The organism is Klebsiella pneumoniae, from assembly GCF_000742135.1.
Lineage (GTDB): Bacteria > Pseudomonadota > Gammaproteobacteria > Enterobacterales > Enterobacteriaceae > Klebsiella > Klebsiella pneumoniae.
Genome location: NZ_KN046818.1, coordinates 5,049,040 through 5,070,161 on the forward strand (window position 1 = coordinate 5,049,040; position 21,122 = coordinate 5,070,161).

Sequence of the window (21,122 nt, forward strand, 5' to 3'; positions counted from 1 at the left end):
TGGTTCGTGAGTGAAAGACGCGTGCCGATGTATCTCAAAACTCATCTTCGGGTGATGTTTGAGATATTTGCTCTTTAAAAATCTGGATCAAGCTGAAAATTGAAACGACACACAGTTAATGTGTGTTCGAGTCTCTCAAATTTTCGCAATCAGAAGTGAAACATCTTCGGGTTGTGAGGTTAAGCGACTAAGCGTACACGGTGGATGCCCTGGCAGTCAGAGGCGATGAAGGACGTGCTAATCTGCGAAAAGCGTCGGTAAGGTGATATGAACCGTTATAACCGGCGATGTCCGAATGGGGAAACCCAGTGCAATTCGTTGCACTATCGTTAACTGAATACATAGGTTAACGAGGCGAACCGGGGGAACTGAAACATCTAAGTACCCCGAGGAAAAGAAATCAACCGAGATTCCCCCAGTAGCGGCGAGCGAACGGGGAGCAGCCCAGAGTCTGAATCAGCTTGTGTGTTAGTGGAACGGTCTGGAAAGTCCGACGGTACAGGGTGATAGTCCCGTACACCAAAATGCACAGGCTGTGAACTCGAAGAGTAGGGCGGGACACGTGGTATCCTGTCTGAATATGGGGGGACCATCCTCCAAGGCTAAATACTCCTGACTGACCGATAGTGAACCAGTACCGTGAGGGAAAGGCGAAAAGAACCCCGGCGAGGGGAGTGAAAAAGAACCTGAAACCGTGTACGTACAAGCAGTGGGAGCACCTTCGGGTGTGACTGCGTACCTTTTGTATAATGGGTCAGCGACTTATATTCTGTAGCAAAGTTAACCGTATAGGGGAGCCGCAGGGAAACCGAGTCTTAACTGGGCGTTAAGTTGCAGGGTATAGACCCGAAACCCGGTGATCTAGCCATGGGCAGGTTGAAGGTTGGGTAACACTAACTGGAGGACCGAACCGACTAATGTTGAAAATTAGCGGATGACTTGTGGCTGGGGGTGAAAGGCCAATCAAACCGGGAGATAGCTGGTTCTCCCCGAAAGCTATTTAGGTAGCGCCTCGTGAATTCATCTTCGGGGGTAGAGCACTGTTTCGGCTAGGGGGTCATCCCGACTTACCAACCCGATGCAAACTACGAATACCGAAGAATGTTATCACGGGAGACACACGGCGGGTGCTAACGTCCGTCGTGAAGAGGGAAACAACCCAGACCGCCAGCTAAGGTCCCAAAGTCATGGTTAAGTGGGAAACGATGTGGGAAGGCACAGACAGCCAGGATGTTGGCTTAGAAGCAGCCATCATTTAAAGAAAGCGTAATAGCTCACTGGTCGAGTCGGCCTGCGCGGAAGATGTAACGGGGCTAAACCATGCACCGAAGCTGCGGCAGCGACACTATGTGTTGTTGGGTAGGGGAGCGTTCTGTAAGCCTGCGAAGGTGTGCTGTGAGGCATGCTGGAGGTATCAGAAGTGCGAATGCTGACATAAGTAACGATAAAGCGGGTGAAAAGCCCGCTCGCCGGAAGACCAAGGGTTCCTGTCCAACGTTAATCGGGGCAGGGTGAGTCGACCCCTAAGGCGAGGCCGAAAGGCGTAGTCGATGGGAAACAGGTTAATATTCCTGTACTTGGTGTTACTGCGAAGGGGGGACGGAGAAGGCTATGTTAGCCGGGCGACGGTTGTCCCGGTTTAAGCATGTAGGCTGGTTGTCCAGGCAAATCCGGATAATCAAGGCTGAGGTGTGATGACGAGGCACTACGGTGCTGAAGTAACAAATGCCCTGCTTCCAGGAAAAGCCTCTAAGCATCAGGTAACATCAAATCGTACCCCAAACCGACACAGGTGGTCAGGTAGAGAATACCAAGGCGCTTGAGAGAACTCGGGTGAAGGAACTAGGCAAAATGGTGCCGTAACTTCGGGAGAAGGCACGCTGGTGTGTAGGTGAAGTCCCTGCGGATGGAGCTGAGACCAGTCGAAGATACCAGCTGGCTGCAACTGTTTATTAAAAACACAGCACTGTGCAAACACGAAAGTGGACGTATACGGTGTGACGCCTGCCCGGTGCCGGAAGGTTAATTGATGGGGTTATCCGTAAGGAGAAGCTCTTGATCGAAGCCCCGGTAAACGGCGGCCGTAACTATAACGGTCCTAAGGTAGCGAAATTCCTTGTCGGGTAAGTTCCGACCTGCACGAATGGCGTAATGATGGCCAGGCTGTCTCCACCCGAGACTCAGTGAAATTGAACTCGCTGTGAAGATGCAGTGTACCCGCGGCAAGACGGAAAGACCCCGTGAACCTTTACTATAGCTTGACACTGAACATTGAGCCTTGATGTGTAGGATAGGTGGGAGGCTTTGAAGCGTGGACGCCAGTCTGCGTGGAGCCAACCTTGAAATACCACCCTTTAATGTTTGATGTTCTAACGTTGGCCCCTTACCGGGGTTGCGGACAGTGTCTGGTGGGTAGTTTGACTGGGGCGGTCTCCTCCCAAAGCGTAACGGAGGAGCACGAAGGTTAGCTAATCCTGGTCGGACATCAGGAGGTTAGTGCAATGGCATAAGCTAGCTTGACTGCGAGCGTGACGGCGCGAGCAGGTGCGAAAGCAGGTCATAGTGATCCGGTGGTTCTGAATGGAAGGGCCATCGCTCAACGGATAAAAGGTACTCCGGGGATAACAGGCTGATACCGCCCAAGAGTTCATATCGACGGCGGTGTTTGGCACCTCGATGTCGGCTCATCACATCCTGGGGCTGAAGTAGGTCCCAAGGGTATGGCTGTTCGCCATTTAAAGTGGTACGCGAGCTGGGTTTAGAACGTCGTGAGACAGTTCGGTCCCTATCTGCCGTGGGCGCTGGAGAATTGAGGGGGGCTGCTCCTAGTACGAGAGGACCGGAGTGGACGCATCACTGGTGTTCGGGTTGTCATGCCAATGGCACTGCCCGGTAGCTAAATGCGGAAGAGATAAGTGCTGAAAGCATCTAAGCACGAAACTTGCCCCGAGATGAGTTCTCCCTGAGACTTTAAGTCTCCTGAAGGAACGTTGAAGACGACGACGTTGATAGGCCGGGTGTGTAAGCGCAGCGATGCGTTGAGCTAACCGGTACTAATGAACCGTGAGGCTTAACCTTACAACGCCGAAGATGTTTTGGCGGATTTGAGAGAATTTTCAGCTCTGATACAGATTAATCGATACGTCGGTGAGATGTATTGATAAAACAGAATTTGCCTGGCGGCACTAGCGCGGTGGTCCCACCTGACCCCATGCCGAACTCAGAAGTGAAACGCCGTAGCGCCGATGGTAGTGTGGGGTCTCCCCATGTGAGAGTAGGGAACTGCCAGGCATCAAATAAAGCAGAAAGCCCGGTCGAAAGACCGGGCTTTTTGTTTTATCTGTTGTTTGTCGGTGAGCGCTCTCCAGAGTAGGACAAATCCGCCGGGAGCGGATTTGAACGTTGCGCAGCAACGGCCCGGAGGGTGGCGGGCAGGACGCTCGCCATAAACTGCCAGGCATCAAACAAGTGAAGAGCCCATCCTGCCGGATGGGCTTTTTGCGTTTCTGTCGTCCGGCCAGCGTGCCGGCATGTCTCCCCGGTGGCGCTGCGCTTGCCGGGGCTACGGATCCGACACGGGGCTACGTCCCTGTGGCCGGACAAGGTGCGCAGCACCGCCTCCGGGAAAATCCCTCCTATATCACCGTCGATAAATGACTATTGCCTCTCTAACCAACTCACAATAAATGTCGCGATCTGTGGTACATCATTTAAATCCAGCAGCGGAAGTGAGGTCGCGATCGATACATCGCTGGCCACGGCGATGGTATGCTCATCAATTACCAGCTCTTCTACACGATGGCCGCTGTTTTGCCGAAAAAGCAGGATCTTCGGCACGGGTTCATGTTTGAACCCCTCCACTAAAACCAGGTCCAGTTTGCTGGCATCCATTCGACTGACCAGCCACGTGAGATCTAATTCCGGCTTCTCTGGCGTCTCGGTCATCAATGCCCACCGCTGTTCGCTGGCGACAATAGTTTGCGCAGCGCCCGCCTTACGCAGTTCATAGCTATCTTTGCCCGGCTTATCCACGTCCATATCATGATGGGTGTGCTTTATCAGTCCCGGGCGTAATCCTAGAGCGCAAAGCTCAGGGATAAGACGCTTTAATAATGTTGTTTTTCCGGTACCGCTCCATGCGGCGATCGCCAGTAATGGGATCATGATGGCTCCTGCATCTGCTGCAAATCTTCGAGCGTATTTACATTAATGAAAGCAGTTTTCACATCGCTGAAATTCACCGGGCGCCCACCCATTTGTCGCATAAAAACCATCACCCTGCGCTCTCCATGTGCCAGATAAGCCTCCAGTTCCGGAATGATTTGACGATGAACTAATGCAACGGCAGGATGATCCCGTTCGCCGTCATGGGCCCAAACGACCGGTGCGTCCCCTCTCTGCTGGATAAAGCGCTCCACCAAAAAGGACGGAATGAACGGCGTGTCGCAGGGGCAAAAAACAAACCATGGGCTCGCGACCTGCTGCATCACAGCAAGCATTCCGGCCAGCGGCCCCTGATAACCCTCCTGTATGTCTCGAAAGACCGGATATCCGCTGGCACGCCACTGTTCAAGATGACGATTGGCGCTAATGACTAACTCATCTACCTGCGGGGCTAATGCTTCCGCGACGTGTCGCCAGAGAGGGCGACCATTTAGCGCCTGTAATCCTTTATCAATGCCGCCCATCCGCGTGGCCCTGCCGCCCGCCAGCACGACGCCGGTTATCGCCTCGCTTTGCATATGAATATCGCCTCTTTCATTGTGGGATTGACCCTGTTAACTTGTCCCTATCAAGAGTAAGGAGCATGACCATGAAATGTAAACGTCTGAATGAAGTAATTGAACTCCTCCAGCCAGCCTGGCAAAAAGAGCCTGAACTGAACCTGATGCAATTTTTGCAGAAGCTGGCGAAAGAGGCCGGCTATGATGGCGAACTGAGCGATCTTTCCGACGATATTCTGATCTATCACCTGAAGATGCGCGACTCTTCCAAAGATGCTGTCATCCCGGGTATTCAGAAGGATTATGAAGAGGACTTTAAAACCGCGCTGCTGCGCGCCCGCGGGGTAATAAAAGAGTAAAAGGTTGTAAGCGCTACCGCGTAAAGTGCAATGAGATGATATCCTGAACTATTCGTACGATTATCGGATGTCAGGATGCACGATAAGGCTTTTACTTTTCAGACGCTTCGCCCGGATACCATTATCGATGGGTTATTCGATCTGGGTATGCGGGTGGACTCCGGTCTCACCCCGCTAAACAGCTATGAGAACCGCGTTTATCAGTTCCAGGACGAAGAGCGCCATCGCTATGTGGTAAAGTTCTATCGTCCTGAGCGCTGGTCCGCAGAACAGATCCTTGAAGAACACCAGTTTGCGCTTCAGCTTGTAGAAGATGAAGTGCCCGTTGCTGCGCCGCTCTTATTTAATGACAGCACGCTTCATCAGCATCAGGGATTCTACTTTGCCGTTTTCCCAAGCCTTGGCGGTCGTCAGTTCGAAGCGGATAACCTTGATCAGATGGAATGGGTTGGCCGCTATCTGGGGCGCCTGCACCAGACGGGCTGCAAACAGCGCTTTACTGCCCGCCCGGAAATTGGCGTGCAGGAGTACCTGCTGGAACCGCGTCAGGTGTTTGAGCAGGCGACGCTGATCCCCTCTGGCCTGAAGGCCGATTTCCTGAAGGCGACCGATAAACTCATTGCTGCCGTCATGGAGCAATGGCACGGCCGCGGGAACACGTTGCGCCTGCACGGTGACTGCCATGCCGGTAATATCCTCTGGCGCGACGGACCACTGTTTGTCGACTTAGACGATGCGCGCACCGGCCCGGCGATTCAGGATCTGTGGATGCTGCTCAACGGCGATAAGGCTGAACAGCGTATGCAGCTGGAGACTATTGTCGAGGCCTATGAGGAATTCAGCCCCTTTAACAGCGATGAAATCGCGCTGATTGAACCTTTACGCGCTATGCGACTGGTTTATTATCTGGCGTGGTTGCTCAGACGCTGGGACGATCCCGCTTTCCCGGTCAATTTCCCCTGGTTAACCGGGGAGGATTACTGGCGGGGGCAGACGTCGACTTTTCTTGAGCAGGTGAAGGTTCTACAGGAACCCCCGCTTCAGTTAACGCCAATGTATTAATGTGATATATCCAGGAGAGAGTAAATCATGAAAAAAGTTTGGCTGGCGCTGGCTGGTATGATTCTGGCTTTTAGTGCATCCGCTGCCCAGATCACCGACGGCAAGCAGTACATCACCCTTGATAAGCCGATTGCTGGCGAGCCGCAGGTGCTCGAGTTCTTTTCGTTCTACTGCCCGCACTGCTACCAGTTTGAAGAAGTGCTGCATGTCTCTGACAATGTGCGCCAGAAACTGCCGGAAGGCACTAAAATGACCAAATACCACGTTGAGTTCCTGGGTCCGCTGGGCAAGGATCTGACGCAGGCATGGGCGGTGGCCATCGCGCTGGGCGTTGAAGACAAAATTACTGCGCCGATGTTCGAAGCCGTGCAGAAAAACCAGACTGTGCAGAGTGTGGCTGACATTCGTAAAGTGTTTGTCGACGCTGGCGTGAAAGGGGAAGACTACGATGCCGCATGGAATAGCTTCGTGGTGAAATCTCTAGTCGCTCAGCAAGAGAAAGCGGCAGCCGATCTGCAGCTGCAGGGCGTACCGGCTATGTATGTTAATGGTAAATACCAGCTGAATCCGCAGGGGATGGACACCAGCAATATGGATGTCTTCGTCGCTCAGTATGCGGATACCGTGAAGCAACTGGTAGAGAAGAAATAAAAAAAACGCCGGTCACTGACCGGCGTTACTTTATCTGTTTTGCAATAGCTACCGTTCTTTGTCCCTCATGATGTCAGTCAACTGACGGTCTTTCTCTTCCCATAGGCCATTCAGCCAGCGCTGGAAGCTGCGCTTAAAGTTCTTATCGTTAACGTAATCGCCGTGCAGCTCTTCGCCAATAGGGACCAGATTGATACGGACCACGATGCGCGTCAGGCGGCCGCTTAACATATCGTAAAATGGTCTTGTATGATTATCCGGGTAGCACAGCGTGACGTTCAGCAGTTTATCGAACTGCGAACCGAGTACGTTGAGCGCCATGGCGATACCAGCGGCTTTCGGCGGTAACAGGTTGTGGTAAGGAGAGCGCGTTTCGCGCTTTTTTTCTTCGGTAAAACGCGAGCCTTCCACAAAATTGACGATAGTCGTCGGATGCGCGCGAAATTTTTCACACGAACGGCGGGTGGTTTCGACATCTTTACCGCGGCGCTCCGGGTGACGAATAAGATAGCTGCGCGAGTAGCGGCGCATAAAAGGCATATCCAGCGCCCAGCAGGCGAGGCCAATGAAGGGTACCCACGCCAGCTGTTGTTTAAGGAAGTACTTATTCATCGGAATATGCTTGCGGAACAGCACGCACAGCACCACGATGTCTGCCCAGCTGTGGTGGTTGCTGATCAGCAGATACCAGTTCTTTTTGTTCAGGCCTTCCAGACCCTGGACGTCCCATTTTAGCCAGGGATTGAGATGCAACAGCAGCGCCAGCCCTTCGCACCAGCAGTACATCATAAAATTGCAAAAAACGGATATAGAGCGCCATACCGCTGGAATGGGGACCAGCAGTTTAATCAGCCCGGCGACGATGATCGGTACAGAGCAGATAATGGTGACTAAGATGGTTAAGGCGATACTCAGCGGAAGTGTTATCGCAGCGAGTAATCTCGACATAGTTAGTTTATTCAGAAAGTTAGGCTGACAAAGAGCGCCTTTAAGCTGCGCAAGAGGCTGATTTTACCAGAAAACGCGGCAAATGACGGGTCTTACCAGAACAGAAAAAAACAAGGATCTTCTATCCACATGGAAGATTAGGTCATCAAATTAATGCCAGGATCGTTGATCTGTTTTTAAGTGGTTGATAAATAGTAAATAATACTATTTATTCATTTATTTTCAGGGGCGGATAAGCTGACGTTGTAAAACTATGCACAAAGTTATCCACAAGCTAAGTTGTCGCGCGATCGCGACGATCGTTGAATCTTTTCCGCGAATTGCGGGAAAAATTCAGGATTTCATGCCCGTCTGTGGCATCCTTTATCCATAATCTGATAAACAGGCACGGAAATTATGGTTCAGATCCCAGAAAACCCTCTCATCCTCGTTGACGGCTCCTCCTATCTTTATCGGGCGTATCATGCGTTTCCGCCGCTGACTAACAGCGCAGGGGAGCCCACCGGGGCTATGTACGGCGTACTGAATATGCTGCGCAGTTTGATACTGCAGTATCAACCGACTCATGCCGTCGTGGTCTTTGATGCGAAAGGGAAAACCTTCCGTGATGAATTGTTCGAGCATTACAAATCTCACCGCCCGCCGATGCCGGACGATCTGCGCGCGCAGATTGAGCCGTTGCATAAGATGGTGAAAGCGATGGGGCTGCCGCTGATGGCTGTCCCGGGCGTCGAAGCTGACGATGTGATTGGCACCCTGGCGCGGGAAGCGGAAAGGGCAGGTCGCCCAGTCCTGATCAGCACCGGCGATAAAGACATGGCCCAGCTGGTGACGCCGGGCATCACCCTGATCAATACCATGACCAACACTATCCTCGGACCGGATGAGGTGGTTACTAAGTACGGCGTCCCGCCGGAGCTGATTATTGATTTCCTGGCGCTGATGGGCGACTCCTCGGATAACATTCCCGGCGTGCCGGGCGTGGGCGAAAAGACCGCCCAGGCGCTGCTGCAAGGCCTCGGCGGCCTTGATACGCTGTATGCGGAACCGGAGAAGATCGCTGAACTGAGCTTCCGCGGCGCGAAAACGATGGCGGCGAAGCTCGAGCAGAACAAGGACGTGGCTTATCTCTCTTATCAGCTGGCGACCATCAAAACCGACGTCGAGCTGGAGCTCACGTGCGAAGAGCTGGAGGTGCAGCCGCCGGCGGCAGACGATCTGCTGGCGCTGTTCAGACAGTATGAGTTTAAGCGCTGGACTACCGACGTTGAGGCCGGAAAATGGCTGCAGGCTAAGGGGGGCAAACCGGCTGCGAAACCTGCAGTGCCTGCAGCAGCGGCAGAAGCGGAAGAAGAGGTTGAAGACGCTACTGCACTTTCAGCAGAGCATTATGTCACTATCCTTGATGAGGCTACGCTGCTCACCTGGATCGATAAGCTGAAGCAGGCGCCGCTCTTTGCCTTTGATACGGAAACCGACAGCCTGGATAACATCTCCGCCAATATGGTTGGTCTTTCATTCGCTGTTGAGCCGGGCGTGGCCGCCTATGTCCCGGTAGCGCATGATTACCTTGATGCGCCGGATCAGATCCCGCGCGAGCGCGTGCTGACGCTGCTTAAACCGCTGCTGGAGGATGAGAAGGTGCTCAAGGTCGGGCAAAATCTCAAATACGATCGCGGCATTTTGGCTAATTACGACATTGAGCTGCGCGGGATTGCGTTCGATACCATGCTCGAGTCTTACATTCTCGACAGCGTGGCGGGCCGCCACGATATGGACAGTCTTTCCGACCGCTGGCTGAAACATAAAACCATTACCTTCGAAGAGATCGCTGGTAAAGGTAAGAATCAGCTCACCTTTAACCAGATTGCGCTGGAAGAGGCTGGTCGCTACGCGGCGGAAGATGCCGACGTTACGCTCCAGCTGCATCTGAAGATGTGGCCGAAGCTACAGCAGCATGAAGGCCCGCTGAATATCTTCCAGCATATTGAAATGCCGCTGGTGCCGGTGCTGTCTCGCGTTGAGCGCAACGGCGTTAAAATCGACCCCGCCGTGCTGCATGCGCACTCGCAGGAAATTGCCCAGCGCCTGGTTGAGCTGGAGCAGCGAGCACATGAGATCGCCGGGGAAGCGTTTAATCTCTCCTCCACCAAACAGCTGCAAACGATCCTGTTTGAAAAACAGGGTATCAAGCCGCTGAAGAAGACGCCGGGCGGTGCGCCGTCCACCTCTGAAGAGGTGCTGGAAGAGCTGGCGCTCGATTATCCGTTGCCGAAAGTGATTCTGGAGTATCGTGGGCTGGCGAAGCTGAAGTCTACCTATACCGATAAGCTGCCGCTGATGATTAACCCCAAAACGGGCCGCGTGCATACCTCCTATCATCAGGCGGTCACCGCCACCGGCCGTTTGTCGTCTACCGATCCAAACCTGCAAATCATTCCGGTGCGTAACGAAGAAGGGCGCCGTATTCGCCAGGCGTTTATCGCGCCGGAAGATTACGTCATTGTCTCGGCGGACTACTCGCAAATCGAGCTGCGCATTATGGCGCACCTGTCGCGGGATAAAGGCCTGCTGACCGCCTTCGCGGAAGGGAAGGATATTCACCGGGCGACGGCGGCTGAAGTATTTGGCTTACCGCTGGACAGCGTCAGCAGCGAACAGCGGCGTAGTGCGAAAGCCATCAACTTCGGTCTGATCTACGGCATGAGCGCCTTTGGCCTGGCCCGCCAGCTGAACATCCCGCGTAAAGAAGCGCAGAAGTACATGGATCTTTATTTCGAGCGTTATCCGGGCGTCCTGGAGTATATGGAGCGCACCCGCGCACAGGCGAAGGAGCAAGGGTATGTTGAAACGCTGGATGGCCGTCGACTCTATTTGCCGGATATCAAGTCCAGCAATGGCGCTCGTCGTGCCGGCGCGGAGCGTGCGGCGATTAACGCCCCGATGCAGGGGACGGCTGCGGATATTATCAAGCGGGCGATGATTGCCGTTGATGAATGGCTGCGGAGCGAGAAACCTCGCGTGCGGATGATCATGCAGGTTCACGATGAACTGGTCTTTGAAGTGCATAAGGATGAGCTCGATGCCGTATCGAAAAAGATCCACGAACTGATGGAGAATAGCACTACGCTGGCGGTACCGTTGCTGGTGGAAGTGGGCAGCGGCGAAAACTGGGATCAAGCGCACTAAGTATACAAAGCGCAACGCGATTTTCTGTAAGTAAGCAACATAACTTATAGAGTTTTGTGAGGATCATTTGAATTTGCTATGTAAATAGTGAAAAAAAACTACAAAAAATGCTTTATCCGTGAGCGAAAGAAGAGTAAAGTTATTCGCGTAGGGTACAGAGGTAAGATGTTCTATCTTTCAGACCTTTTACTTCACGTAATCGGATTTGGCTGAATATTTTAGCCGCCCCGGTCATTTATGACCGGGGCGTTTTTTATTGCGCGAAAGAAAAGTTTTAGGCTGTGAAAACAACGTAGTATGAACGTCCGGATAGGGCGCTACGCGCCGTTATCCGGAAAAAGCGGGGGTTACTCGGCGTCTTCGACGGCTTCTTGCGGCGGGATTTCGTTAAACCAGCTATCCAGCTTCTGTCGCAGCTTATCGACGCCAGATTTTTTCAGCGAAGAGAAGGGTTCAACCTGGACATCGCCATTGAAGGCCAGTACCGCTTCACGCACCATATTCACTTGCGCTTTACGCGCGCCGCTGGCGAGCTTATCGGCTTTGGTGAGCAGTACCAGCACCTGAATATCGCTCTCTACCGCCCATTCGATCATCTGCTGATCGAGATCTTTAAGCGGATGACGTATGTCCATCAGCACCACGAGACCCTTCAGGCACAGACGTTTTTCCAGGTATTCCCCCAGCGCGCGCTGCCACTTGATCTTCATCTCTTCGGGTACTTGCGCATAACCATAGCCGGGCAGGTCGACAAGGCGCTTGCCCTCAGCGACTTCGAACAGGTTAATCAGCTGCGTACGCCCCGGGGTTTTGGAGGTACGCGCCAGGTTCTTCTGATTAGTCAGCGTATTCAGCGCGCTGGATTTTCCCGCGTTGGAGCGGCCGGCGAACGCCACTTCAATACCGGTATCGGCAGGAAGATGGCGGATATCTGGCGCGCTAGTGACAAAGTGCGTCAGTTGATAATTCCAGTTGGTCAAGACGGTCGTCTCCGTTAAAACAGGCTATGGCAGGGATTATACCTGAACAGCAGAAAAAGGCTGTTTTTACCGCACGCCGTTCCTGTAAGTAAAAACCATATGGTTTGTGAGACATTGACTATTCTTTGTATAGGACATACCTGAGGAAAATAAGACAAAACATATTTAAAATATTGAAAATTAATCAATTATAGAAATAGAGAATTCTGAAAATAGATTTTTAACTGCCAGACTGGTTGTCGATTTTTGTCAACAAGGTAAAGTAATACACAACGGCGGGGATGCTGAAAGGATTAGGACTCAGGACGAGGAGTCAGGAAGCGCCAGGAGGCGAAGACCACAGGATAGTCAGGATGACGCGCGTCTTGGAGACGTTTTACAGGGAAAAGGAAGAAACAGGGACCGTTGGACGCTAAGGGAAAGACAGGGTGAGTCGTTAGCGAACAGGGAAAGAAGAGCCCGTTAAGGGTGGTCAGTGAGGAAAAAGGCGACAGAGTAATCTGTCGCCTTTTTTCTTTGCTTGCTTTCTGCTAGATTCCGCCTCAATTCTATACTGAATACTACTGTCTGAAGATTACACATCATGAAAAAACCGACATCCGCCACCCGTGGCAAATCCGGCCGCAAGTCGCGTGAAGAGTTAAATCAGGAAGCTCGCGATCGCAAACGGCAGAAGAAACATCGTGGCCACGCGGCAGGCAGTCGCGCGAACGGCGGCGATGCGGCTTCAGCGGGTAAAAAACAGCGTCAGGCGCAAGATCCGCGCGTGGGTAGCAAAAAACCGATCCCGCTGGGCGTGAGCGAAAGCAGCGCTCCAGCCCCCAAGCAGCATAAACCAAAGAGCGAGAAACCTATGCTTTCACCGCAGGCTGAGCTGGAGTTGCTGGAGAATGATGAGCGCCTGGACGCGCTGCTGGAACGTCTGGAAGAGGGCGGCACCCTTAATGCTGAAGAGCAGAGCTGGGTGGACGCCAAACTGGATCGCATTGATGAGCTGATGCAGCAGCTCGGCCTCTCTTACGATGATGAAGATGAAGAAGAGGAAGAGCGTCAGGAAGATATGATGCGTCTGCTGAAGGGTGGAAACTAACATTTGCATCCCATCGGATTCCCGGTACTCCTTATAACCCTTCTGGTTATATGTTATCTGCTGTGGTTATTCGTTAAACTACGACGGTTGTCGCGGCGTCAGAAATGGCTGCGCAACCGGCTCATGACCCGCGGTGCGGTGGGGCCGGGACGGCGTACCCGTCGGCGGCACCATCGGAAGGAGTGAGCATGTCTGAGCAGATAATCGACTGGGATCTGGCCCTGATCCAGAAATATAACTATTCCGGGCCGCGCTATACCTCGTATCCCACCGCGCTGGAGTTTTCACCGCAATTTGGCGCGGCGGAATTCGATGCCGCTGTGGCCCGTTACCCACAGCGTCCCCTGTCGCTGTACGTGCATATCCCGTTTTGCCATAAGCTGTGTTATTTCTGCGGCTGCAATAAGATAGTCACCCGCCAGCAGCATAAGGCCGATCAATATCTCGATGTCCTTGAACAGGAGATCATCCACCGCGCGCCGCTGTTTGCCACTCGCCAGGTGAAGCAACTGCACTGGGGGGGCGGCACGCCAACTTATCTCAATAAGGCGCAAATCAGTCGCCTGATGGATCTATTGCGCAGCCATTTCCATTTCAGCGCGGAAGCCGAGATCTCCATAGAGGTCGATCCGCGTGAGATCGAACTGGATGTCCTCGATCATTTACGCGCTGAGGGTTTCAACCGCCTGAGTATGGGCGTACAGGACTTCAATAAAGAGGTTCAGCGTCTGGTTAACCGTGAGCAGGACGAAGCGTTCATCTTTGATTTGCTCAACCATGCGCGGGAGATTGGTTTTACCTCGACCAATATCGACCTCATTTATGGCCTGCCGAAGCAAACGCCGGAGAGCTTCGCCTTTACCCTGCAAAAGGTCGCCGAGCTCAATCCTGACCGCCTGAGCGTGTTTAACTATGCGCATCTGCCCACGCTCTTTGCCGCTCAGCGGAAGATTAAAGATGCCGATCTGCCCTCCGCTGAGCGGAAGCTGGAGATCCTGCAGGAAACCATCGGCTCGCTGACGACGGCAGGCTATCAGTTTATCGGCATGGACCATTTCGCCCGTCCCGATGATGAATTAGCGGTCGCGCAACGTCACGGCGTACTGCATCGTAATTTCCAGGGCTACACCACTCAGGGCGATACCGATCTGCTGGGGATGGGCGTTTCGGCGATCAGCATGATTGGCGACAGCTACGCCCAGAACCAAAAAGAGCTCAAGCAGTACTACCAGCAGGTAGCAGAGCAAGGGAACGCCCTGTGGCGCGGGATCGCGTTAACTCGCGATGACTGTCTGCGTCGCGACGTGATTAAAGCGTTGATCTGTAACTTCCAGCTGGATATCGCGGCGGTCGAGGCGCAGTGGGACGTGGATTTTGCGTCTTATTTCGCCGAGGATCTGAAGCTGCTGGCGCCGCTGGCGCATGACGGGCTGGTGGCTGTGGATGATAAGGTCATTCAGGTGACGGCGAAAGGTCGCCTGCTGATCCGCAACATCTGTATGTGCTTTGATGCCTACCTACGGCAAAAGGCCCGGATGCAGCAGTTCTCACGGGTTATTTAATGTTTTCCCCCTCTCCCGCAGGAGAGGGGGAACAATTAGCTGAACAGCCCGACCAGCGCAGCGCACAGCAAGGCAGCGACTGCCGTTTGTGGCGTGTGACTCGCAGCGGCGCCGCTCGATATCATACTCACCAGTGATTCAAACATGATGCTCTCCCCTAATGCCGGGGACGATCATACTCAACTCATCGGAACAGTAAAGTACAAAATAGCAGCACTTTGCGCCGATCGGCTATTTTTCATCATGCTGTTGTACCCTACTCCATACCCAACTCTTTTAGCTTACGCGTCAGGGTATTACGTCCCCATCCCAGCAGGCGCGCAGCCTCCTGTTTGTGCCCCTGAGTATGGCGCAGGGCGGTCGTTAGCAGCGTGCGCTCCATTTCGGGTTGCGCTTCTGAGAGCAGGTTTTGATGACCGGATCGCAACGCCCGATCGGCCCACTGACCCAGCAGCGTCGCCCAGCTGTCAGGCTGCATCTGCGTTGGGCTATCAGGAATCGTGGTCTCAAACAGTTCGCTCGGCAGATCCTGCGTCAGCACCTCCTGGCCGGCGGCCATGACGGTGAGCCAGCGACAGGTGTTTTCCAGCTGACGGACGTTGCCTGGCCACGCCAGGCGGGTCAGCGCTGTCTCCGTTTCCGGATGCAGCTGTTTGGCTTCAACGCCGAGCTCGCGGGCGGCTATCTGCAGGAAATGGCGGGCCAGGCGTGGAATATCTTCCCGGCGCTCGCGCAGCGGCGGTAAATGCACCCGGATGACGTTCAGGCGGTGGAACAAATCTTCACGAAATTTCCCCTCCTGCACGCGCTGTTCCAGGTTCTGGTGGGTAGCGGCGATGATCCGCACATCGACCTTGACCGGCGCGTAACCGCCCACGCGATAAAACTGACCATCCGCCAGCACGCGCAGCAGACGAGTCTGGACATCAAGCGGCATATCGCCAATTTCATCCAGGAACAGCGTACCGCCGTCAGCCTGTTCAAAGCGACCCTGACGGACGGTATTGGCGCCGGTAAAGGCTCCTTTTTCATGGCCGAACAGCTCGGACTCAATCAGGTCCTTGGGGATCGCCGCCATATTCAGCGCGATAAACGGCGCTTTTGAGCGTGGACTATGGCGATGCAGGGCATGTGCGACAAGTTCTTTACCGGTACCGGATTCGCCATTGATCAGCACGCTGATGGATGAGCGCGACAGGCGGCCAATAATGCGAAAGACATCCTGCATAGCTGGCGCTTCGCCGATGATGTCGGCAGTTGGGCTACTTATCGGCGCATTTCGCGGCTGCTGCTGCTCTTGATAGTGGCTTATCGCCCGGTCGACGAGGGCGACGGCTTCATCGATATCAAAAGGTTTGGGCAAATAATCAAAAGCGCCCTGCTGATAAGCGCTGACCGCGGCGTCCAGATCGGAATGCGCGGTCATTATGATGACCGGAAGCATTGGATGGCGCTGCTTAATCTGTTTGAGCAGCGCCAGACCATCCATTCCCGGCATACGGATATCTGACAGCAGTACATCCGGGGTTTTGGTGGTGAGGGCATCTAGCACCTCATTGCCGCTTTCGAACGTTGTGCAGCTCAAGCCGGCTCCGGTGAGCGCGCGTTCAAGCACCCAGCGGATGGAGCTATCGTCATCAACGATCCAGGCTATCCCTCGTTGCATAAACACCTCTACTTCCGAATAGGCAGGTATACCGAAAATTCGGTATGACCCGGCCAGCTGGTGAATTCAATTTTGCCGGAGTGCTGATCGATAAGGCTACGGGCGATAGATAAGCCCAGGCCGGTACCGCCTTCGCGGCCGCTGACCATCGGATAGAACAGCGTATCCTGGAGATGGGGCGGAATACCCGGGCCATTATCTTCAACGTCGATGCGGGCGGCGAGGCGATAACGCACCCCGTGCAGCGTCAGCTGGAAAGCGGTGCGGGTGCGAAGAATAATTTCGCCCCCTTCCGGCCCCAGAGCCTGCAGCGCATTACGGACGATGTTCAGCAACACCTGTTCAATTTGATCCGGGTCGTGGGGTAGCTCTGGTAGGCTGGGGTCGTAATCGCGGATCAACTTCACGTTGTCCGGCAACTCCATGGAAACCAGTTTAACTACCCGTTCGGCGACTTTGTGGATGCTTTCGGTAACGTGCATGCCCGGATGCTGTGGTCCGAGCAGGCGGTCGACCAGATTTCTTAACCGGTCGGCCTGCTCAATGATCACTTTGGTATATTCCGTTAGCGCCGGGTCGGGCAGCGCTTTGCTGAGCAGCTGGGCCGCGCCGCGCAGGCCGCCTAACGGGTTTTTTATCTCATGCGCCAGGCCGCGGACGAGGTCGCGAGCGGCGACCTGCTGCGCATGCTGCAGCTGCTCCTGGCTCAGGCGGCGCTGATTATCCATCGGCGCCATTTCCAGCAGAATAAAGCCTTCCGGCAGCCGCTGGGCGGTCAACGACAGGATGTGCGAACGGCCATCGATAACCAGCGTCACTTCGTTATCGGTAAACCCCTGGCCCGCCTGCAGGCTCTCCTGCATCAGCCCGATATTCAACGAAAAATAGCTCAACAGCTCAGGTAATGGGGTGCCAAACAGTTTGCGCGAGCTCTGCGCCAGCAGCTGCTGCGCCGCAGGGTTGGCAAAGTGCACCGCCAGGTCATCATCGACCAGTAAAATACTGTTGATAAGGGAGTTAAGGATCTGCCCAGCATCGGGCAGTGTGCCTGTTGCCATTCGACAGTCTCCTGAAAATGAGTGCACCAATTTAGTGCAGTATAGCTTTTTATCGGTAAAAAGCTCGCGAGATCAGCGTGTTGGTGGAGAAAAAAGCCCATCCTGAGATGGGCTGAAAGTTTCCACGGCAACAAAATATCCCGGGCATCTCGCGCCACAACACGACATACCCTGGATTTACAGCAAAATTAGACGCTGTAGTACAGTTCGAACTCAACCGGATGCGGAGTCATGCGTACGCGGTCGTTCTCTTCCATACGCAGGGCGATGTAGGCATCGATAGCGTCATTGGTGAACACGCCGCCAGCGGTCAGGAACTCGCGGTCAGCATCCAGGGCCTGCAGGGCTTCTTCCAGAGAACCGGCAACCTGCGGGATCTCTTTCGCTTCTTCCGGCGGCAGGTCATACAGGTTTTTATCCATTGCTTCGCCCGGATGGATTTTGTTCTTGATACCATCAAGGCCAGCCATCAGCAGCGCCGCAAAGCACAGGTACGGGTTGGCAGCCGGGTCCGGGAAGCGCACTTCGATACGACGCGCTTTCGGAGAGGTCACCACCGGAATACGGATAGAGGCAGAGCGGTTACGGGCAGAGTAAGCCAGCATAACCGGCGCTTCGTAACCCGGGACCAGACGCTTGTAGGAGTTGGTGGTCGGGTTCGCCAGGGCGTTGATGGCTTTAGCGTGTTTGATTACGCCGCCGATGTAGAACAGCGCCTGCTCAGACAGACCGGCGTATTTGTCGCCGGAGAACAGGTTGGTACCGTTTTTCGCCAGAGACATATGGCAGTGCATGCCGGAGCCGTTGTCGCCGAACATCGGTTTCGGCATAAAGGTCGCGGTTTTACCAAAGCGGTGAGCGACGTTGTGAACAACGTATTTGTAAATCTGAATTTCATCCGCTTTTTTGGTCATGGTATTGAAGCGGGTTGCCACTTCGTTCTGACCTGCGGTTGCTACTTCATGGTGATGGGCTTCAACAACCAGACCCATCTCTTCCATGATCATACACATGGTGGAACGGATGTCCTGAGAAGAGTCTACTGGCGGAACCGGGAAGTAACCCCCTTTCACGCCCGGACGGTGACCTTTGTTACCGCCTTCGTATTTGGTAGAGGAGTTCCACGCACCTTCAATGTCATCGATCGCGACATGGGAGCCGGAGATAGAGGCACCAAAGCGGATGTCGTCGAACAGGAAGAATTCTGGTTCTGGCCCGAACAGGACGGTATCAGCGATGCCGGTGGCGCGCAGGTACTCTTCAGCGCGTTTCGCGATGGAGCGCGGGTCACGGTCATAGCCCTGCAGGGTGCCTGGCTCGAGGATATCGCAGCGGATGATCAGGGTCGGTTCTTCGTAGAACGGGTCAATGACCGCGGTGGACGCGTCCGGCATCAGGACCATGTCAGATTCGTTGATACCTTTCCAGCCACCAATCGAGGAGCCATCAAACATTTTGCCTTCTTCGAAGAATTCGGCATTTACCTGATGAGACGGAATCGTGACGTGCTGTTCTTTACCTTTGGTATCGGTGAAGCGCAGATCGACAAACTTCACTTCGTGCTCGTTCAGCATCGTCAAAACGTGTTCAGCGGACATACTTAAACTCTCCCGGATTGGTCATTGTCGTCGTGGTAACGAAAACTTCATACTGCTTAAAAGTGGCGTTGTTGCCTTAAAAAATATAAAGCGAAATCTGTGCCAACTTTTAAATGCCCCATAAAACGCTGTATCATGCGCACCATAGTGCAAAAGGACTGCACCATGATGGAGATAATGCACCAAAATAGTGCTTCAGTGTGAACATTGAGCACCATTTTGGTGCGGTTTTTGTTACGGTGCCCTTTTATCGCTCCGTGAAAGCGGTCACAAAGAAACTCTGCAATACTTGTTTGCGGAGGATGTTTGTGATCCTGTTCAGTCCTTCGCTTAATACGTGTACAATAACGCGCTATTTCTAATGCCTGAGGCAAAGTTGTGATCGAAAATCTGCGTAATATCGCCATCATCGCGCACGTTGACCATGGTAAAACTACCCTGGTTGACAAGCTGCTACAGCAATCCGGTACGTTCGACGCACGTACTGAAGCACAAGAACGTGTGATGGACTCCAACGATTTGGAGAAAGAGCGTGGGATTACCATCCTCGCGAAAAACACCGCAATCAAATGGAATGATTACCGTATCAACATCGTTGATACCCCAGGGCACGCCGACTTCGGAGGTGAAGTTGAGCGTGTTATGTCCATGGTTGACTCTGTGCTGCTGGTGGTAGATGCCTTTGATGGCCCGATGCCGCAAACGCGCTTCGTGACCAAAAAAGCTTTTGCCCACGGTCTGAAGCCGATCGTGGTCATCAACAAAGTTGACCGCCCGGGCGCGCGTCCGGACTGGGTTGTCGATCAGGTGTTCGACCTGTTCGTTAACCTCGATGCGACCGACGAACAGCTGGACTTCCCGATCGTTTACGCGTCCGCGCTGAACGGTATCGCGGGTCTGGATCACGAAGACATGGCTGACGACATGACCCCGCTGTACCAGGCGATTGTCGATCGCGTGCCGGCGCCGGACGTTGATCTTGACGGTCCGCTGCAGATGCAGATCTCCCAGCTGGACTACAACAACTACGTTGGTGTTATTGGCATCGGCCGCATCAAGCGCGGTAAAGTGAAGCCGAACCAGCAGGTCACTATTATCGATAGCGAAGGCAAAACCCGTAACGGTAAAGTCGGTAAGGTACTGACTCACCTGGGTCTGGAGCGAATTGAGAGCGACGTAGCTGAAGCTGGCGACATCATCGCGATCACCGGTCTGGGCGAGCTGAACATCTCCGACACCATCTGCGACCCGCAGAATGTCGAAGCGCTGCCGGCCCTGTCCGTTGATGAGCCGACCGTTTCCATGTTCTTCAACGTCAACACCTCTCCGTTCTGCGGTAAAGAAGGTAAGTTCGTTACCTCTCGCCAGATCCTGGACCGTCTGAATAAAGAGCTGGTGCACAACGTGGCGCTGCGCGTTGAAGAAACCGAAGACGCTGATGCGTTCCGCGTTTCCGGCCGTGGTGAACTGCACCTGTCCGTTCTGATTGAAAACATGCGTCGTGAAGGTTTCGAGATGGCGGTTTCCCGTCCGAAAGTTATCTTCCGCGAAATCGACGGCCGTAAGCAAGAGCCGTTCGAGAACGTGACGCTGGACGTCGAAGAGCAGCATCAGGGTTCTGTCATGCAGGCGCTGGGCGAGCGTAAAGGCGACCTGAAAAACATGAATCCGGACGGTAAAGGCCGCGTACGTCTCGACTACGTGATCCCAAGCCGCGGTCTGATCGGCTTTCGTTCAGAGTTCATGACCATGACCTCCGGTACCGGTCTGCTGTACTCCACCTTCAGCCACTACGACGACGTTCGTCCGGGCGAAGTGGGCCAGCGTAACAACGGCGTACTGATCTCCAACGGTCAGGGTAAAGCGGTAGCGTTCGCGCTGTTCGGTCTGCAGGATCGCGGTAAGCTGTTCCTCGGCCACGGCGCTGAAGTTTACGAAGGCCAGATCATCGGTATTCACAGCCGTTCCAACGACCTGACGGTAAACTGCCTAACCGGTAAGAAACTGACCAACATGCGTGCGTCTGGTACTGACGAAGCCACGGTTCTGGTTCCGCCGGTTAAGATGACCCTGGAGCAGGCTCTGGAGTTCATCGATGACGACGAACTGGTAGAAGTTACTCCGACCTCTATCCGTATCCGTAAACGTCACCTGACCGAGAACGACCGTAAACGCGCGATGCGCGGTGCAAAAGAAGAGTAATTTTTTCTTCTTGTTGTTCGCTAAACCCCGCCT

At 53.9% G+C, this 21,122-nt stretch carries 16 protein-coding genes and 2 rRNA genes; 10 read left to right on the forward strand and 8 right to left on the reverse strand.

Going from position 1 to position 21,122, the window contains the following annotated elements; translation table 11 throughout:
• Positions 1-177 precede the first annotated feature (177 nt).
• Positions 178-3,078, forward strand: a 23S ribosomal RNA gene (locus tag DR88_RS02150).
• A gap of 97 nt (positions 3,079-3,175) precedes the next feature.
• Positions 3,176-3,291 (forward strand): 5S ribosomal RNA (gene rrf, locus DR88_RS02145).
• 366 nt (positions 3,292-3,657) lie between these two features.
• Here rrf and mobB read toward each other — a convergent pair.
• Both mobB and mobA read right to left on the reverse strand, forming a co-directional pair.
• On the reverse strand, positions 3,658-4,164 hold the full coding sequence (gene mobB, locus DR88_RS02140; RefSeq protein ID WP_002882596.1) for a molybdopterin-guanine dinucleotide biosynthesis protein MobB: 507 nt from the start codon (positions 4,162-4,164) through the stop codon (positions 3,658-3,660).
• Positions 4,161-4,742, reverse strand: a complete 582-nt coding sequence (gene mobA, locus DR88_RS02135; protein WP_004178039.1) for a molybdenum cofactor guanylyltransferase MobA — start codon at positions 4,740-4,742, stop codon at positions 4,161-4,163. Before mobA ends, mobB begins: the two co-directional genes overlap by 4 nt.
• 71 nt (positions 4,743-4,813) lie before the next feature.
• Here mobA and DR88_RS02130 point away from each other — a divergent pair, with 71 nt between their 5' ends.
• From DR88_RS02130 to dsbA, 3 genes are all read left to right on the forward strand, one after another.
• Entirely contained in the window at positions 4,814-5,083 is a 270-nt protein-coding gene (locus DR88_RS02130; protein WP_002882612.1) for a YihD family protein, read from the forward strand.
• Between the two features lie 75 nt (positions 5,084-5,158).
• Positions 5,159-6,145 (forward strand): serine/threonine protein kinase, encoded by a 987-nt coding sequence (locus tag DR88_RS02125; protein ID WP_002882726.1) that lies wholly within the window; start codon positions 5,159-5,161, stop codon positions 6,143-6,145.
• Between the two features lie 27 nt (positions 6,146-6,172).
• Positions 6,173-6,796 carry a thiol:disulfide interchange protein DsbA gene (gene dsbA, locus DR88_RS02120; protein ID WP_004146224.1) on the forward strand — a complete coding sequence of 208 codons (624 nt, stop codon included), beginning with the start codon at positions 6,173-6,175 and terminating at the stop codon, positions 6,794-6,796.
• Positions 6,797-6,844: 48 nt separating this feature from the next.
• Here dsbA and yihG read toward each other — a convergent pair whose 3' ends face one another.
• Entirely contained in the window at positions 6,845-7,744 is a 900-nt protein-coding gene (yihG, locus tag DR88_RS02115) for a 1-acylglycerol-3-phosphate O-acyltransferase, YihG family (RefSeq protein WP_004150336.1), read from the reverse strand.
• A 396-nt stretch (positions 7,745-8,140) separates the two neighbouring features.
• Between yihG and polA the strand changes: the two genes are divergently transcribed.
• Positions 8,141-10,933 carry a DNA polymerase I gene (gene polA, locus DR88_RS02110; protein ID WP_025861477.1) on the forward strand — a complete coding sequence of 931 codons (2,793 nt, stop codon included), beginning with the start codon at positions 8,141-8,143 and terminating at the stop codon, positions 10,931-10,933.
• Positions 10,934-11,098: 165 nt separating this feature from the next.
• A complete protein-coding gene (gene spfP, locus DR88_RS31885; protein ID WP_071892919.1) occupies positions 11,099-11,146 on the forward strand; it encodes a small protein SpfP in 48 nt (15 codons plus the stop codon).
• 134 nt (positions 11,147-11,280) lie between these two features.
• On the opposite strand, the gene yihA is transcribed toward spfP, so the two are convergent.
• Positions 11,281-11,913, reverse strand: a complete 633-nt coding sequence (gene yihA / locus DR88_RS02105) for a ribosome biogenesis GTP-binding protein YihA/YsxC (RefSeq protein WP_002882734.1) — start codon at positions 11,911-11,913, stop codon at positions 11,281-11,283.
• A 583-nt stretch (positions 11,914-12,496) separates the two neighbouring features.
• On the opposite strand from yihA, the gene yihI reads away from it, so the two are divergent.
• Positions 12,497-13,003 (forward strand): Der GTPase-activating protein YihI, encoded by a 507-nt coding sequence (gene yihI, locus DR88_RS02100; protein ID WP_002882743.1) that lies wholly within the window; start codon positions 12,497-12,499, stop codon positions 13,001-13,003.
• Between the two features lie 188 nt (positions 13,004-13,191).
• Complete coding sequence (gene hemN, locus DR88_RS02095) at positions 13,192-14,565, forward strand: oxygen-independent coproporphyrinogen III oxidase (RefSeq protein ID WP_025861479.1); 1,374 nt, start codon at positions 13,192-13,194, stop codon at positions 14,563-14,565.
• A gap of 35 nt (positions 14,566-14,600) precedes the next feature.
• Here the strand turns inward: hemN and DR88_RS31160 are convergent, their stop codons facing one another.
• The 4 genes from DR88_RS31160 to glnA all read right to left on the reverse strand — a co-directional run bounded on the left by DR88_RS31160 (position 14,601) and on the right by glnA (position 18,887).
• Entirely contained in the window at positions 14,601-14,711 is a 111-nt protein-coding gene (locus DR88_RS31160; RefSeq protein ID WP_085956360.1) for a YshB family small membrane protein, read from the reverse strand.
• Positions 14,712-14,821: 110 nt separating this feature from the next.
• Complete coding sequence (gene glnG / locus DR88_RS02090; RefSeq protein WP_002882749.1) at positions 14,822-16,231, reverse strand: nitrogen regulation protein NR(I); 1,410 nt, start codon at positions 16,229-16,231, stop codon at positions 14,822-14,824.
• Positions 16,232-16,239: 8 nt separating this feature from the next.
• Positions 16,240-17,289, reverse strand: a complete 1,050-nt coding sequence (gene glnL / locus DR88_RS02085) for a nitrogen regulation protein NR(II) (RefSeq protein WP_004146229.1) — start codon at positions 17,287-17,289, stop codon at positions 16,240-16,242.
• 188 nt (positions 17,290-17,477) lie between these two features.
• Complete coding sequence (gene glnA / locus DR88_RS02080; RefSeq protein ID WP_002882753.1) at positions 17,478-18,887, reverse strand: glutamate--ammonia ligase; 1,410 nt, start codon at positions 18,885-18,887, stop codon at positions 17,478-17,480.
• Positions 18,888-19,265: 378 nt separating this feature from the next.
• On the opposite strand from glnA, the gene typA reads away from it, so the two are divergent.
• Positions 19,266-21,089: a ribosome-dependent GTPase TypA gene (gene typA / locus DR88_RS02075; RefSeq protein WP_002882755.1), complete on the forward strand. Its 1,824-nt coding sequence runs from the start codon at positions 19,266-19,268 to the stop codon at positions 21,087-21,089.
• The last annotated feature ends 33 nt before the right edge of the window (positions 21,090-21,122 follow it).

Excerpts from the sequence above, each read along its gene's own strand:
- DR88_RS31160 (WP_085956360.1), bottom strand. The coding sequence starts at position 14,711 with ATGTTTGAATCACTGGTGAGTATGATATCGAGCGGCGCCGCTGCGAGT.
- mobA (WP_004178039.1), bottom strand. The coding sequence starts at position 4,742 with ATGCAAAGCGAGGCGATAACCGGCGTCGTGCTGGCGGGCGGCAGGGCC.
- polA (WP_025861477.1), top strand. The coding sequence starts at position 8,141 with ATGGTTCAGATCCCAGAAAACCCTCTCATCCTCGTTGACGGCTCCTCC.
- glnA (WP_002882753.1), bottom strand. The coding sequence starts at position 18,887 with ATGTCCGCTGAACACGTTTTGACGATGCTGAACGAGCACGAAGTGAAG.
- dsbA (WP_004146224.1), top strand. The coding sequence starts at position 6,173 with ATGAAAAAAGTTTGGCTGGCGCTGGCTGGTATGATTCTGGCTTTTAGT.
- yihG (WP_004150336.1), bottom strand. The coding sequence starts at position 7,744 with ATGTCGAGATTACTCGCTGCGATAACACTTCCGCTGAGTATCGCCTTA.
- mobB (WP_002882596.1), bottom strand. The coding sequence starts at position 4,164 with ATGATCCCATTACTGGCGATCGCCGCATGGAGCGGTACCGGAAAAACA.
- glnG (WP_002882749.1), bottom strand. The coding sequence starts at position 16,231 with ATGCAACGAGGGATAGCCTGGATCGTTGATGACGATAGCTCCATCCGC.
- hemN (WP_025861479.1), top strand. The coding sequence starts at position 13,192 with ATGTCTGAGCAGATAATCGACTGGGATCTGGCCCTGATCCAGAAATAT.
- DR88_RS02130 (WP_002882612.1), top strand. The coding sequence starts at position 4,814 with ATGAAATGTAAACGTCTGAATGAAGTAATTGAACTCCTCCAGCCAGCC.
- glnL (WP_004146229.1), bottom strand. The coding sequence starts at position 17,289 with ATGGCAACAGGCACACTGCCCGATGCTGGGCAGATCCTTAACTCCCTT.
- yihI (WP_002882743.1), top strand. The coding sequence starts at position 12,497 with ATGAAAAAACCGACATCCGCCACCCGTGGCAAATCCGGCCGCAAGTCG.
- DR88_RS02125 (WP_002882726.1), top strand. The coding sequence starts at position 5,159 with ATGCACGATAAGGCTTTTACTTTTCAGACGCTTCGCCCGGATACCATT.